Source organism: Roseiflexus sp. RS-1 (assembly GCF_000016665.1).
In the GTDB taxonomy this organism is placed as follows: Bacteria; Chloroflexota; Chloroflexia; order Chloroflexales; family Roseiflexaceae; genus Roseiflexus.
Genome location: NC_009523.1, coordinates 5,631,242 through 5,644,859, shown reverse-complemented (window position 1 = coordinate 5,644,859; position 13,618 = coordinate 5,631,242). Strand labels below are relative to the sequence as shown.

The following is a 13,618-nucleotide window of genomic DNA, read 5'->3' as shown; positions in this document are numbered from 1 at the left end:
AGCAGAGAGTGGGAGGGCGCCGGACGACGCCCTCCACTCGCTCTGCGATTGGTTGACGGTACTGCGGGTTATGGTGATAGCGCGTGTGCCGGGTATCTGTACCTGGGAGCGAGCCGGGCTGATCGACGTGTCTGCTCTCACGCCCGCCAGCGTCACTGGCAACCGGTCGGTTGCGCATCGCCCGCCTGTTGGGGCACGTCTCCACACGTAACAACAGCGATTGGGCGCTGCTCACAGGCTGAGGCTCGATCCAGATGCTGTTGAACCAGGGCGCACTATCTGCTGTGCTACTCGCCGCGGAGTGTCCCGCTGCAGGTCAGAGGAGGTTCGAATATGATGAGACGTACGTCTGTGATCGTTTTTATTCTGGTACTGATATTCTCAGCATTCTCATCTACCCCTCTTCGTGCTGAAGGTCAACGGTATGATGATGAACCGGTCAAAGTGGTAACAAATCGCCGACAAGTCACCCTTTCTCGGGTATTCACATACGAAGACGGTCGAATTGAGCCAAATGCTTCCTTACCCGCGCCCGGTGGCGGGACTATTCAATGGATTGTTTCCTCAACTATCAATCTTTATGAATACGGTGCTGCCGATTGCGAGGTTAAGTCGTACACTTACGATCGTGTATGGCAGTTGTATCTCGAAAAAGGTCTCTGGATTATTGATTACAGGATTGTCAGTTCGGTAACCGATTATCGGAGAGATTACCGCAACATCTCGTTCTACAGCTGGTACAACGGTCGATTTTTTACCGGTTTTGGAGAACAGTACCTTCAATGCATCGGTGATCAGCATGTAGCAATCGTCGAGCCGGGGGGTAATTCTCACAAACTCCCCACCGTAGTCGATATATATTGGTGATGCACGTGCTCCAGAGTAGAGTTATCGCTTGAGATCGCCCTCCCTGCTCCAGTCACTCGAAAGATCGAGGAGTTGATTAATGACTGACACACCGATGGGTCATAGCTGTTTTCTCACCGCACACAGTGCAGGTTTGCTCCGTCGCCGTTTCATCACCGTGATTCTGATCGTCGGAATCTTGCAAGGCTGTGCGCAACCGGCGCCGGAGTTGCCTGGACCGTTGCCTGTTCGTGTCCTGGAGGCGCCAGATGCATGGCCACAACCGCCGCCACCGCTGGCAGTTGATGATCCCCGCGTGCAGAATGATCCGCAGATTCGGCAGCGCCTGCATCTGGAACACAATCAACCGTCAATCTATCTCCGATCTGCAGAACTGGTTCAACTCTCGCCCCATCCCACGCCAGCACCGTTCGTTCCTCCATCGCGCTCGCCGTTTCAGTTCGGTGGACGGATCACGGCAACGATCATCCCGTACCAGGAGTCAGCCCTGGATCGGCGTGATATGACCCGGACTCTGCATCTCGATCCTGAGCAACCGCTCCGCGGCGTACTGGCGATCGAAGGATCATTCCACGTGCACGGTCCAATGCATGACCTTGGGGTGATAGTGCTGTTCGATTATCAGCAGATTGAAGTAACGCTCGGCGGGATGACGGCGCGGGCGCACGTGGTTCGCATCCCGCAGGATCGGGGCGTGCTGTATGATTTTGCCATTCCTGACCGGCTTCCCCCAGGTAACCATACGTTGACTATTGTACTGATGTATGACCCGACTGGTCTCTACACCTCGTATGCCGTGCAAGACATGTATCTCGCACGAGGGCGGCGGGGTCTGACAGGACGCTGGCTGCCGCTTTCCGCGCCGTACGCATGGACGATCCCACTGCGTGTCGGCGCTGATGCCCGGCTGCCTGCGATTGATCTTCAGCATCCTGATCGTCTGCCCATTCCAACAAACTACTTGCACGGACGGCTCAAACTCTCGCGTTCCAGCAATCCGGGTGATGCCATTACGGGAATCGAAAGCCATGTGCTGGCGGCTGACGAAGCAGGACGGCTCTATGCCTTTGTTACATACGATCCGGTAGCGGGCGATCCGCAATTGCAGCAGACGCAGGCGATGCTCAGCGTCTTTCTCGATGATCAGCAAGTTCCCATTGCCGGAACGTTCGCCTATTTCTTCGATGTACACCCTGGCGAGCTGTACCGTATTCCGATTGATCTGCCTATACCAGACGATGGCTATGTTCATACTATCTCCGCTTTCGTCACGTTTTTGCCATTTTTGCCGTCGCAATACTTCGACGGTCCCCAACCCGATTGGTTGACTCTGGCGATGGATCCGCGGAGTGCGCGCGTCGTTCCAGTGGTTCCCAGTCGTGACTGGATTCCGTTCTTCCCGCCACTCACGCAGGAGTAACGGAACTGGTGTGGATAAGGTTCGCCTGTCTGTAAAACACGATCCCAAATTCAGGGTTGTTCCCTGATAGACACCGCTCTGCTGTCGTTGTAGACTCCACGTATCAGTGACGCCAGCAGAGAGTGGGGTGGTAGCGGACGACGCCTGGTCGTGCGTCTGGATGAGGCAAGCAAAGATCTGCACGCCACGCCCCCGATGCGCCGTGCCGATGGAGCCGGGTCAACCGCTGCTAGGAGAACGACGCATACGAACGGTGCGGGGTTGCCAATCGCCATATATGTTGATCGACCCCCTGCAGGGCTGGCGCACGGTGAACGTCACCGAGCGACGTACTGGCCGTGATGTTGCCGGGCGGTGGATATTGTCCATAATTACTCGTGCACTGATGTGACTGTCGTCTTAGCCGAGGACAGTCACATCATTACTGTTTCTGATGGCTCTTTCATCAACCAAATCATGGAGCTGCAAATGGGTAGAACGATTGTCCATATCTGAAGGAGATTGGATATGAGATGGGGAGTAGCCCTCTTGTTCGTAATAGGACTCACAGGCTGTTACGTGAGCGGAACAAGTGGAGAGCGGCCAGGTACAACCACCAGCGCAACTCGTACTGTAACGCAAACGTACACAGTGAATACAGATACAGACAGCCTGACCTATACGCTGACAGTGCCCGCAACATGGATGCTGGTACGCGGAGATGGAGCAGAGCTGCGCTTCCAGGAAGCTATGGCGCCTGCAACTCCCCTTGATCCCAGTGACGATCAGGCATATATCGGAGGGGTCAATATTCTTGACCAGTGTTCGAATGCGTCAACCGTTGACCAGATGTATGCTTGTGTGCTGCCCAATCATAGCACCGACCTCGCCATGAAAGCCGTGACCTCACCGGCGGGAGAAGGACGGGTGTATATGTTAGAACACTCCTACCCGGTCGGAGATCAGCGTCGCTGGTGGGCACAACACGCACTCATTCCTGTTGACCGGTATATTTTCGATATATGGATTCAAGTTGGGCCTGAGACAGCTGATCTGCCGGTTGACGCATTGACGGAAATGGTGAACACCTTTCAAGTTACGGTGAGTCACAATCTTACCCCCTCCACCCCTCGCGTGACGCCAGCGGCGGTAAGCGCGACGCTGGTAGCGGTGCGTGGGCTGAGTGGGGCGACTGCGCTGGCGGCAGGCAATGCGCATATCTGCGCTCTGTTGCAGACAGGGACGGTACAGTGCTGGGGGAGGAACGAGTCCGGGCAACTGGGCGATGGGACGAGCGGGGGAAGCCGCGCGACGCCGGTGGCAGTGCGTGGGCTGAGTGGGGTGACCGTGCTGGTGGCGGGCAGCGCCCACACCTGCGCCCTGCTGCAAACGGGGACAGTACAGTGCTGGGGATTGAACGATAACGGGCAACTGGGTGACGGGACAACCGCTAACCGCGCGACGCCGGTGGCAGTGCGTGGGCTGAGTGGGGTGACCGCGCTGGCGGCAGGCAGCGCCCACACCTGCGCCCTGCTGCAGACGGGGACGGCGCAGTGCTGGGGGTCGAACTTCTCCGGGCAACTGGGCGACGGGACGACGACCGACCGCCTGACGCCGGCGGTGGTGAGCGGGTTGAGCGGGGTGACTGCGCTGGCGGCGGGTTGGGATCACACCTGCGCCGTGCTGCAAACGGGGACGGTGCAGTGCTGGGGATCGAACTTCTCTGGGCAACTGGGCGACGGGACGACGACCGACCGCCTGACGCCGGTGGCGGTGAGCGGGTTGAGCGGGGTGACCGCGCTGGCGGCGGGCGGCGCGCACACCTGCGCCCTGCTGCCGACGGGGACAGTGCAGTGCTGGGGGAGGAACGAGTCCGGGCAACTAGGCGACGGGACAACCGCTAACCGTGTGACGCCGGTGGCGGTGAGCGGGTTGCGCGGGGCGACCGCGCTGGCGGCGGGCGGCGCCCACACCTGCGCCCTGCTGCCGACGGGGACGGCGCAGTGCTGGGGGAGGAACGAGTCTGGGCGACTGGGCGACGGGACGAGCGGGGGATTCCGCGCGACGCCGGTGGTGGTAAGCGGGTTGAGCGGGGCGACCGCGCTGGCGGCGGGCGGTGCGCACACCTGCGCTCTGTTGCAGACGGGGACGGCGCAGTGCTGGGGGGAGAACAGATTTTTGCGAAATTGACGGGCGCGATGGGAAGGCTGCCGACGGGGACGGTGCAGCGGAGTGCTCTCTTCGGTCAGTCAGGCATTGTTACGCTGGGCTCCTCGCCGTTGTCGCGCATGGTGGTCATAATCGCGCCGCAGGTATTCATTTCTGCGCCCACGTCCCGCTTCGACGGAGAGAGAAGGTGTGCACCGCGCCGACCGGTCCGTGCGCGCGGCGTGCTGCAAAGACTCTCCTCAATTCAGGGTTGTTCCCTGATAGACACTGCTCTGCCGTCGTTGTAGACTCCGGGTGTCAATTGTGTATCAATATTGATCTCACGCGCGAGGTCTGCTATGCTTGTGAGAAACCTGGCTGTCATCGTCGCGCTTCTCGTGCTGTGGCTATCTCCAAATGCCGGGAGCATCGCACGGCGATGCCACATTGTCAATGTCCTGTTTCAACGGTTGTTCATCGGTGTCGGCCTGATCTTCCTTACAAGCGGGTGTACAGTCGGTCAGGCCGATACTGCCACTCCTGCGGTGTCCACGCCTCCCGCGGTTACCGCATCCCCGACAGTTGAGCAAGCCGATGCCGCCACTCCTGCGGCCTCCACGCCTCCCGCAGTTGCCACTCCCCCTGCCGGTGTATCATTTCCTGCGCTGCTCGTTATCGATACTGATCAGCGCACGTTGATGGAGTACCGCAACGGTCAGGCGCAGCAACGCTTCGCTGACCTGACCGAAGGGGGAACCATCCTGGACGGGATGCTCGTTGCGGATGCCGTCGTCATTCTGCAGGAGAGAGGGCTCCGACGTATCCGGTTGACAGACGGCGACTCCAGATTCCAGTCCTTCAATCAGACGGTGCGTTCTGGCGCGCTCATCCGCGCTGGCGACGATACTGTGATCTACGAGGCAAAGGTCGATAATCCGCAGGCGGAATTCGGTGTGGGGACTGCAATTGAACTGTATCGAACTACAGATGATTCGATGAAGGCTCTCCTCACACTTGCCCGGAATGTGGGTGTTCTGCATATGACTGCTGACCAACAGCGTCTCTTCCTGCTGCCTTTCGGTCAGGATCCGTCCTTCGGCACCCTGCTGGTCGTCAACGTCGGCGATGGGCAGGTACTCGAGGAACGCGCCATCGAGGGAGAAGTGTTTGCAACGATCTCTCCTGATGGACGTCGTCTGGTGACAACGTCTCGCCGCGCTGCATCGGCGGGAGCGCAGGAGGAAGGGGTGCTATTGGACTACGACCTGACTGCTCCGTCTGCCACGCCGCAGATTATCTCCCTGCCGAAGGCGCCGGGCCATGCCTGGCGGCTGACCTGGTCGCCCGACAGTCGTGCATTGTATTTTCTGCTCCGTCCCGGCGATATCTACGATGAACCGGCGACCTCCTTCGGGGTATATCGCCTTGATGCAGCGTCGGGGGTCGTGGAGCAGGTGACGGAGACCGCCCCGGTTGATGCCTTTCTTCGCACTGATGGGCAATGGCTGATGCTCCAGCATAGCGGTGAGCGTCGTGTAACCATGATCAACCTTGCCACCAGATCGTCAACCGTCGTCGACCTGCCGACTCAAGCGATCGTTGTTGGTTGGCGGTAGGGAGCACCTGTGAGGTGTGCTGCTATCCCGGAACGGGCGACTGCGAAGAGCGGGGCGGCGTCGGATGACGCCCTCCGCTCTCTCAGCGAGGAATGGAAGTCAGACTTCCCCTTACACGCAGAACTATCGGAGGATAGGGAGGGATATGCAAAGCTATCGGTTTCCTGTCCGGCTTTTCGCACCTGTCGTTTCGGAAAGGAGCCATGATAACCTCGCAATCCGGACCGGTTGTTCTCGTGGTGGCGGATGATCTGCAGCGGCGCGAACAGCTGGCGGCGCTCCGCCGCCTTCGTCCGACCATCGCCATCGCGCACCCGCGCGGTCCCCTGGCGCGGCAGCTCTTCATGGACCTGCTCGCATGCGACGATGCAATCGACCCGTTGCCCTGGCTCATCAGCGCACGCGCGCAGACCGTCGCGCTGCTGGCGCTGGCGCTGGCGCTGGACTTTGCGACGAGCTGCGCGGCGTCTCGCAGCAATGAACGCCGCGCGCTCGCCGCCGCCAGCGACGCGGCGTGGTCGGCCGCCATGCGGGAAGCGGACGCGCGCAGTCGTGCGCTGTTCGGGCGGTTGCTGACCGCGTCGGACGCGTGGATTGCGCCCGACCGACTCGTTGACCGAATCGCGGATGCGCGAGACGCCGATGCGGTGCGTCGGCTCCTGAGTCAGATGCGCGCGCGGAGCGAGTTGCCGGTCGAGACCACGCCGCAGCGCTCCCTGGTCGAGCCGACGATCGCCGTCCTCCTGGCGGACCTGTTGCGCTTGCCGGATGCGGTCGACCCAGTCGCGTGGCTGGCGACCGCCCGTGGTGAAGCCGTGGCGCGCCTCAGTCTGGACGCGATGCTCCGGCAGGTGCTGCCGACGCCTCAGCACCTCCTGGCTGAACGCGGCGCGGAGGTCCGTCCGCCGATCCGGCCGCGCCTGCGCGTGCGGGCAGGATCGCTCATCGCCCGGCTGGAACGGATGGAGTTCTACGCCAACTGTTTCCGTCTGCATTTCCGTGCGCGGATCATCAGCGCCGACGCGGCGAAGATGATGTTCCAGTCGTTCACGCCCGATGCCCTGACCAGGTGGAATGGCGTCACCCGGGTGGTCGATGACGCTGGATACAGGTATGTGGTGCAGATCGAAGACTATGAGGTGATGAACCAATGCTGGTGGTGGCGGCAGGAGCTGACCCTGGTGTGCTGGCCGGCGCTAGACGCCGCCGCGCGCAGCCTGACGCTGCACCAGCAGCCAGCTGCGCTGGCGCGGTACCGAATACCGCGGATCGGTGACCAGATGGTCCCGCTCGCAATGCCGGAACTGGGTGCGCTCCAGGTGCGCATTCCGCTGCCACATGAAGTGGTCTTTGAGTAATTATTCCGCTCTAGCCCGCGCAGGCAGGCTTTGCCCTGGATAGCCGAGGGCTTATGGTCTTTGAGTAATTGTTCCGCTCTAGCCCGCGCAGGCGGGCTTTGCCTTGGCTAGCCGAGGGCTTATGGTCTTTGAATAAATAATCCGCTATCCGAGACCGACATACTGTAAAAGCTTTGGCGAGCCGGTTGCAAACGACGCGAAGAAGGCATCCAGATGGCTGCGCACCTGATCGCGATCCGTCGCCCAGCGATGCACGCGGGTGACCTCCTGACGCATCCACCGCCCCAGCTTCTCGATCGGGTTGCACCACGACGCATCCGTCGGCAACGGCATCAGTTGGATGGGCAGGCGGACATCTCCAGCCCGGCGCACGGCCCGTCCACTGGGGGTGGCCGGCCACTTGCCAGGACGGGACAACGCCCAGCGGGTCGTGTGCGGCGCACGCGCCACCAGGACATCCGGATGCACCTGGACCGGCCAATGATCCAGCATTACAGAGATGCGCTCAGCCTCAGGAGAGGCAGCGCGCCGGTCCGGGAAGAACGGCGCCAGCGTCGCCCGGCCCATCGTCGTCGCCCGCCGGGTGACCACTTGGCCCGTCACGACCTCCAAACTGCCCACGCTGCGCAGGTCACAATCGGTCGCCCGACTCCGTTCCGCCCGCACCGGATCGGCGCCCGCCCGTCCATCCCCGTTGGCCAGGGTCGGGCGCCGGGTGACCGGGACGTCATCCCGATCCACGGTCACCACCTGGTTGGGGTGCGCGCGGGCATCCGCCACCACGTCCGCACTCGCCTGCAGGTTGGCCTGCTAGTGAGGATCAGGGCGATGCCCATGCCTGCGGGCGCGCTGCCAGGGGAGGCCCAACCGATCCAGGATGCGGGCGATCCCGCGCAGCGCGGCGTCGCGTCCCCACCCCAACTGGCTGCGGATGGCGTCCAGGGTCCCGCGCGTCTGGGTCAGCCCGCACGGCCGCGGGTCACGGCGGACCAGATGCTCCACCTCAGGAGCCGCCGTCGCAGGGTCATGGCGGTCAGGGGGAACAAGCGGGCGTGCGCCCGCGTCCGTCCCGGATGGGGAGGCGCTCGATGCCCGCGGCGTCCCAGCGATTCAGCCAGCGAGAGACGGTTGCCGGATGGCGCGGACGCAGCACGCGTGCGCGCGCCGTGACAGCGGGCGGCACGCCGGACGCGATGCGCAGGAACGCTGCCGCCCGTTCACGCACATAGGGCGTGGGGGCGTGATCGCGCAGGTCTTCGCGGGCCTCCCGCTCCGCGACGGACACGTGAAGGGTCCGGCGTGCCGGCATCGCAACCTCCTGAGAAAGGCTTGACACGGATGGATATCAGTATAACGGAATATTTTTTCAAAGTCCATCAGCCCCACGGCTCGTGCGGTATAGCGGATTTAATTCTCAATCTCCATTAGCCCGACGGCAAGAGGCGCATACCGGATTAAATGCTCAATCTCCATGATTAGGAGTGGCGCTTTGGGGATTGAGCCGACGAATCCATACACACGCCCCGCGTCGACAGAGCGCGAAGGCGCACACCGCGCCGACCGGTTCGTGCGCGCTGCAAAGACTCTCCGCAATTCAGGGTTGTTCCCTGATAGACACTGCTCTGCCGTGGTTGTAGACTCCGGGTGTCAGGGACGCTCGTAGGGAGCGGGAGGGCGCCGGATGGCGATGGCTTGCAACACGAAGCCAGCACAGCGCCAGGGTCGGGGAATACCCCAGACGATACCCAGCGCTCCCGCAGACCTGAGAGGAGAGCGATAATGATCGCCTTCCTGCTTGTAGGTTGTCAGGCAGTACTGAGTGGCGCGCTGCTGTTTGCCGCATGTGCGAAGGCGCGTCAGTCTGACGTGCTGGCAGCGGTGTTGCAGGCTGGTGGTCATATGTATGGAGGTTGCTATGTACATTCCTCTGCTCACAGATATTCCGTATCGAGACATCCCCGGCACAATCATTGCCGAACTGCGGGAAGTTCCGCCCCACATGCGCGGTCACGGATTCACCCTGGCGAAGCTGCGCGCGTGGCTTGGCGGCGATGAAGGGTACATCACCGACCCGTACCGCGGCGAGCGCCACCTGGTGTCGCTCAAGCCGTGGCTGCAAACGAACCCGGATGTTGAACTGGCGCTCTTCTTTGATTTCATCTTCTTAGCGGAACTAACGGAGTGGTATCAGGACGCCGTGTCCCTGTTCACGCTCATACGGGGCGCATGTGCGAGTCGTGGAGGTGCAAAATGAAACGCATGTTAGGCATTGTAGGAAATTTGTTGAGCCTGCTGGCGCTCGTAGTCCTGGCAGGAGTGCTTGCCGCAACCTTTGGCGGGCTGCGAAGAGGAGCTCCACCAGGATCTCAAGCCTTTCTATCTCCTATTGAGACACCAACGCATCCCCCAAAGCCCATGCTGATGACACCATCGCCTACTATCCTGCCAGAGCCGTTGCCACCTCTGGTGACCGTTACTTTACCACCTTACCCGCCACCTCAGACACCGACACCCCTGGGGACGCTAACGTTTGTGCCCACACCACGGGTGACCGCCGCACCACCAGCGCCTGGTACACCCACGGCTGTACCCACGCCATCAGGGCCGCTGCCACCTGGTCTGAAGGTGGTGTATGGAGAAACAGATGGTCTTTCTGGGAAAACAACTATATGGCTGGCTAGTGCTGCGAATCTGACATTGCGGAGAGTGCTTGCTACCTTCGACCACAAGGTAGGTTATGGTGTGCAAGGGGCCGTTTCTCCTGACGGGAACAAGATAGTTTGCCTCGTCATACCTTCTGATGCTGGCGAAAGAGCTGCACGAACTACCGCAGGGGAACTGTGGGTTATCGACCTGGACGATGCGAGTCTTCATCATCTGGCAAATCAGGCAGGTTACCTGGCTATGTGGACACCTGACAGTCGCGCTCTGGTATTCGGTCGCCTGGTTGCCCTGGAGAGTCCCAAAAATCCCCAAGTGCCATTTCGGACAGAACTCTACCTGGTAACAGCCGATGGAGCAGAACAAAGGCTTCTTCTAGGCGATGAAACAGCCTACGGCCTCCAGCCACTCGGTTGGTCTGTGGATGGGCAGCAGTTCTATTATGCGATAGTAACTCTTCAGGGCCAATGGGAGCTTTGGACAGTAGATAGGACTGGTGGATTAACCCAGTTTCAGGCCTCCCTCCCTTCCCAGTACCTGATCCAGAGCGCTTCGCTTTCGCCAGATGGAACCAAAGTGCTCCTTAAAGTGTTGGATAGAGGTCAGTATGCCCTTATTGTGCTCCGTGTTGATGGGCTAGAGCAAAAGACAATCGTGAGTGGAGCAACAGGAGACCAGCCGATCAATCAGTACGCCGCAATCTGGTCTCCTGATGACCAGAGTATTTTCGCTCACATCCCTCCCCAGCCTGGACAGCCGGCCCACCTGGAGCGGATTGATCTACGAACGGGCCAGAGGCGCGTGATACCAACAGAGCCTATCGGTAGAGACGAATTCGTGATTCCTCAAGCATGGTCGCCGGATGGAAAGTGGCTGGTTGTCCTTAAATACCCTCGTCTCCAGTCCCTGGCTTATCTGATGCAAGCCACTGGGGGACCAATGGCGCAAATACCATTGACTCAACCTTCCAACTGGGTAAATCTGTTTGGGTGGACAGACCGAAGGTGATCAAGATGACTCTCGACTTTCTTGTTCCATAATGTGCAGGGAGAGAGCGATGTCAATGCGTTATGCACACTTTCAACCTCTGTTCAGAGCCGGACGATTGTTACTGTGTATGGCCTCGCTCAGCTTTCTTCTCCTGGCCCAGACGAGTGACCCTTCGCGATGTGCAGCCCAGGGAAGCTGCCCTGTGCCTGCCGCTTATGGTCGACAGCCTTATCCTGGCGAGTTGATTAATGCTTTCGATCGTGCGGGCACTAACCGTTTAGGGAACGAGGGTCCGAGTCTGCCTCAGATCTGGAAGGGATATCCTTCCTCGCAGGCCAGGTTGGTCTCTCCCTACGTGCCTTGTATACTTCTCAAAGTCATTGGCTATACGGAAAGCGCTGGCTGGAAACAGTTTGCTGCCGATTATGGGCGTTATGGCTACACGGTAGTCAGCGCAGATTGTGGCTATGGCATTATGCAAATCACTTCCGGTATGGGGGGTGGAGCAGGCTTTGAACCTGGCAGGGTAGCCGCCGAGCCCGCCTATAACATCGGTACCGGTGCACGCGTCCTGATCCAGAAATGGAATAGTCTGAATGTTTATATTGGCAACAACAACCCTTACGTAGTCGAGGACTGGTACTACGCGGTCTGGGCCTATAATGGATGGGGATGGGTCAACAATCCGAATCGTAATTGCCCGGATAACAATCCAAATTGTGGATACGCTTTCAACCCTTTCCGTCCTTCCTTCAATGGATCACAACCGCGATCCTGGTATCCCTATCAAGAAATTATCTGGGGGTATGCCGGTCATCCTCCTAGCGCCGGGTTTTGGGAAGCGGTACCACTTACGCTGCCGTCCAGACGGTCTATCACCAATCCGCCACCACCACACATCGTCACACCCCGGCCATCCCATGGCTCGTGCAGTGTAGTCTATCTACCGGCTATACTCAAGAATTATCCACGCTGAGATCAGCCCGTCCAAAATGGTGACTTTGAAGCCGGGCCTGCCTATCAGAACCCTGGAGGAGCAACTGCCATCAGTGCTCTCACTCTTCATTCTGGCAGTTGCTCCGTCTGGATCAGGCGTCCCAGGCGCCGTTGGCGGACGCACGGGTGGCGGCAGCTCGCGCCTTCGGCTGCCCGCTGGTTCCCGATCAGGCGCCAGCGCACAGCCGTTCGTCCCTGCCGTGAAGCCTCCGTGTCGATATGTTGCCCGATCAGATATGGACACTGTCGGTTGAGATGTGATATAAGTGTGGCTTACCGTTCGCTTCTTTCTCTGGATGTCCCCAGCACTTGCTCGCACCAGGGTTGAGCCGACGAATCTGCGCCCAACGTCCCGCTTCGACGGAGCGCGAAGGCGCGCACCGCGCCGACCGGTTCGTGCGCGCTGTGCGCTGCAAAGACTCTCCTCAATTCAGGGTTGTTCCCTGATAGACACTGCTCTGTCAGCGTGGTAGACTCCACGTATCAGTGACGCTAGCCAGGAGCGGGGCGGCGCCGGATGGCGATGGCTTGCAACACGAAGCCAGCACACCACCAGGGTCGGGGAATGCCCCAGACGATACCCGGCGCTCCCGTAGACCTGAAAGGAGAGCGATAATGATCGCCTTCCTGCTTGCAGGTTGCCAGGCAGTGCTGAGTAGCGCGCTGCTGTTTGCCGCGTGTGCAAAGGCGCGTCAGCCTGACGTGCTGGCAGCGGTGTTGCGGGCCGGTGGTCTGCCCGCAGCGGTCATCCGTCTGCTGATACTGTTGCTTCCGGCGTTGGAGGCTGGGTTGGCGCTGGCGGTGCTGACGAGTCCGCCTGCGCTTCTGCCGTGGACGATGGGGATCGTCACTGGAATGCTGCTGCTCGTTACCGTGTGGGGCATGTGGGTATGCGTTCGGCGGTTGTCGCTGGCGTGCAGTTGCCCCAGTACTGGAAAACGCGGGAGGTGGAGCGTCGCGCTGACGTGCAACGCCGGACTTGCGCTGCTGAGCGGTGTTGGGACGACGCTGAGCTTCTGGACGCCTGGTGTGTCGCCGGGATTGCCTGCGTGGGGGATGGCGTTGGTTGCCATCGGCGGCGCAGCGCTGATAGCGCTCGTGATGCACGTGCGAACGGCAACGCAAGAGACTTCAGACTATCAACAGGCGCCACGCGGAATGGCGCCGGTCGGGCGCCTGCACACACCGGCGCGACGACGACTCCTGCAGTTCTTTGGAGCGGCAGGCGGCGCGATCCTGGCGTTTCCACTCTTCCGCAGCGCGCCTGTGTTGGGCGATGGAGGGTCAAATGTCGTGGCACAGCGCATGCCTGCGCCCACGACGGCTCCGACAGATACGCTGAATGGTTGCATCTCACCACCCCGACCAGAGGAAGGCGGTTCAGACAGTGGTCAGTATAGTCGCTGTTCTGTACAGGTCTGTTATTGCACGTCGTGCTTTGAAGTATATGACAGCATCGACAAATCGTGGGTCTCAGTCGCCAGATATGTGTGCTATGATTCCTGCGATGGCACCACAGTTTGCTCAACGCCTACCTGGTCGTATAGAGGGCGCGTGTGCCGTCAACTCGGTTGTCCGTAATT

Annotated in this window: 10 protein-coding genes; 7 read left to right on the top strand and 3 right to left on the bottom strand. The window is 60.3% G+C overall.

Annotated elements, in window-relative coordinates:
- The first annotated feature begins 333 nt into the window (after window positions 1-333).
- The 5 genes from ROSERS_RS23130 to ROSERS_RS23110 all read left to right on the top strand — a co-directional run bounded on the left by ROSERS_RS23130 (window position 334) and on the right by ROSERS_RS23110 (window position 7,388).
- Window positions 334-867 carry a hypothetical protein gene (locus tag ROSERS_RS23130; RefSeq protein ID WP_011959169.1) on the top strand — a complete coding sequence of 178 codons (534 nt, stop codon included), beginning with the start codon at window positions 334-336 and terminating at the stop codon, window positions 865-867.
- A 79-nt stretch (window positions 868-946) separates the two neighbouring features.
- Window positions 947-2,287 carry a hypothetical protein gene (locus tag ROSERS_RS23125; RefSeq protein WP_011959168.1) on the top strand — a complete coding sequence of 447 codons (1,341 nt, stop codon included), beginning with the start codon at window positions 947-949 and terminating at the stop codon, window positions 2,285-2,287.
- 1,080 nt (window positions 2,288-3,367) lie between these two features.
- A complete protein-coding gene (locus ROSERS_RS23120; protein ID WP_232282721.1) occupies window positions 3,368-4,456 on the top strand; it encodes an RCC1 domain-containing protein in 1,089 nt (362 codons plus the stop codon).
- 317 nt (window positions 4,457-4,773) lie between these two features.
- On the top strand, window positions 4,774-6,030 hold the full coding sequence (locus ROSERS_RS23115; protein ID WP_011959166.1) for a TolB family protein: 1,257 nt from the start codon (window positions 4,774-4,776) through the stop codon (window positions 6,028-6,030).
- A 203-nt stretch (window positions 6,031-6,233) separates the two neighbouring features.
- Window positions 6,234-7,388 carry a hypothetical protein gene (locus ROSERS_RS23110; protein ID WP_011959165.1) on the top strand — a complete coding sequence of 385 codons (1,155 nt, stop codon included), beginning with the start codon at window positions 6,234-6,236 and terminating at the stop codon, window positions 7,386-7,388.
- Window positions 7,389-7,532: 144 nt separating this feature from the next.
- Here ROSERS_RS23110 and ROSERS_RS27080 read toward each other — a convergent pair whose 3' ends face one another.
- The 3 genes from ROSERS_RS27080 to ROSERS_RS26335 all read right to left on the bottom strand — a co-directional run bounded on the left by ROSERS_RS27080 (window position 7,533) and on the right by ROSERS_RS26335 (window position 9,287).
- A complete protein-coding gene (locus ROSERS_RS27080) occupies window positions 7,533-8,168 on the bottom strand; it encodes a hypothetical protein (RefSeq protein ID WP_232282720.1) in 636 nt (211 codons plus the stop codon).
- A gap of 253 nt (window positions 8,169-8,421) precedes the next feature.
- The gene (locus ROSERS_RS27070; protein ID WP_041334399.1) at window positions 8,422-8,697 is read right to left on the bottom strand and encodes a helix-turn-helix domain-containing protein; all 276 of its coding nucleotides are present in this window, start codon (window positions 8,695-8,697) and stop codon (window positions 8,422-8,424) included.
- A gap of 338 nt (window positions 8,698-9,035) precedes the next feature.
- Window positions 9,036-9,287, bottom strand: coding sequence for a hypothetical protein (locus ROSERS_RS26335; RefSeq protein WP_157041204.1), 252 nt, complete (start codon window positions 9,285-9,287; stop codon window positions 9,036-9,038).
- A gap of 16 nt (window positions 9,288-9,303) precedes the next feature.
- Here ROSERS_RS26335 and ROSERS_RS23090 point away from each other — a divergent pair, with 16 nt between their 5' ends.
- The gene (locus ROSERS_RS23090) at window positions 9,304-9,642 is read left to right on the top strand and encodes a hypothetical protein (RefSeq protein WP_011959164.1); all 339 of its coding nucleotides are present in this window, start codon (window positions 9,304-9,306) and stop codon (window positions 9,640-9,642) included.
- Between the two features lie 3,008 nt (window positions 9,643-12,650).
- Window positions 12,651-13,616 carry a MauE/DoxX family redox-associated membrane protein gene (locus tag ROSERS_RS23080; protein ID WP_011959161.1) on the top strand — a complete coding sequence of 322 codons (966 nt, stop codon included), beginning with the start codon at window positions 12,651-12,653 and terminating at the stop codon, window positions 13,614-13,616.
- Window positions 13,617-13,618 lie beyond the last annotated feature (2 nt).

Excerpts from the sequence above, each read along its gene's own strand:
- ROSERS_RS23090 (WP_011959164.1), top strand. The coding sequence starts at position 9,304 with ATGTACATTCCTCTGCTCACAGATATTCCGTATCGAGACATCCCCGGC.
- ROSERS_RS23130 (WP_011959169.1), top strand. The coding sequence starts at position 334 with ATGATGAGACGTACGTCTGTGATCGTTTTTATTCTGGTACTGATATTC.
- ROSERS_RS23115 (WP_011959166.1), top strand. The coding sequence starts at position 4,774 with ATGCTTGTGAGAAACCTGGCTGTCATCGTCGCGCTTCTCGTGCTGTGG.
- ROSERS_RS26335 (WP_157041204.1), bottom strand. The coding sequence starts at position 9,287 with ATGACCACCAGCCTGCAACACCGCTGCCAGCACGTCAGACTGACGCGC.
- ROSERS_RS23080 (WP_011959161.1), top strand. The coding sequence starts at position 12,651 with ATGATCGCCTTCCTGCTTGCAGGTTGCCAGGCAGTGCTGAGTAGCGCG.
- ROSERS_RS27070 (WP_041334399.1), bottom strand. The coding sequence starts at position 8,697 with ATGCCGGCACGCCGGACCCTTCACGTGTCCGTCGCGGAGCGGGAGGCC.
- ROSERS_RS23125 (WP_011959168.1), top strand. The coding sequence starts at position 947 with ATGACTGACACACCGATGGGTCATAGCTGTTTTCTCACCGCACACAGT.
- ROSERS_RS23110 (WP_011959165.1), top strand. The coding sequence starts at position 6,234 with ATGATAACCTCGCAATCCGGACCGGTTGTTCTCGTGGTGGCGGATGAT.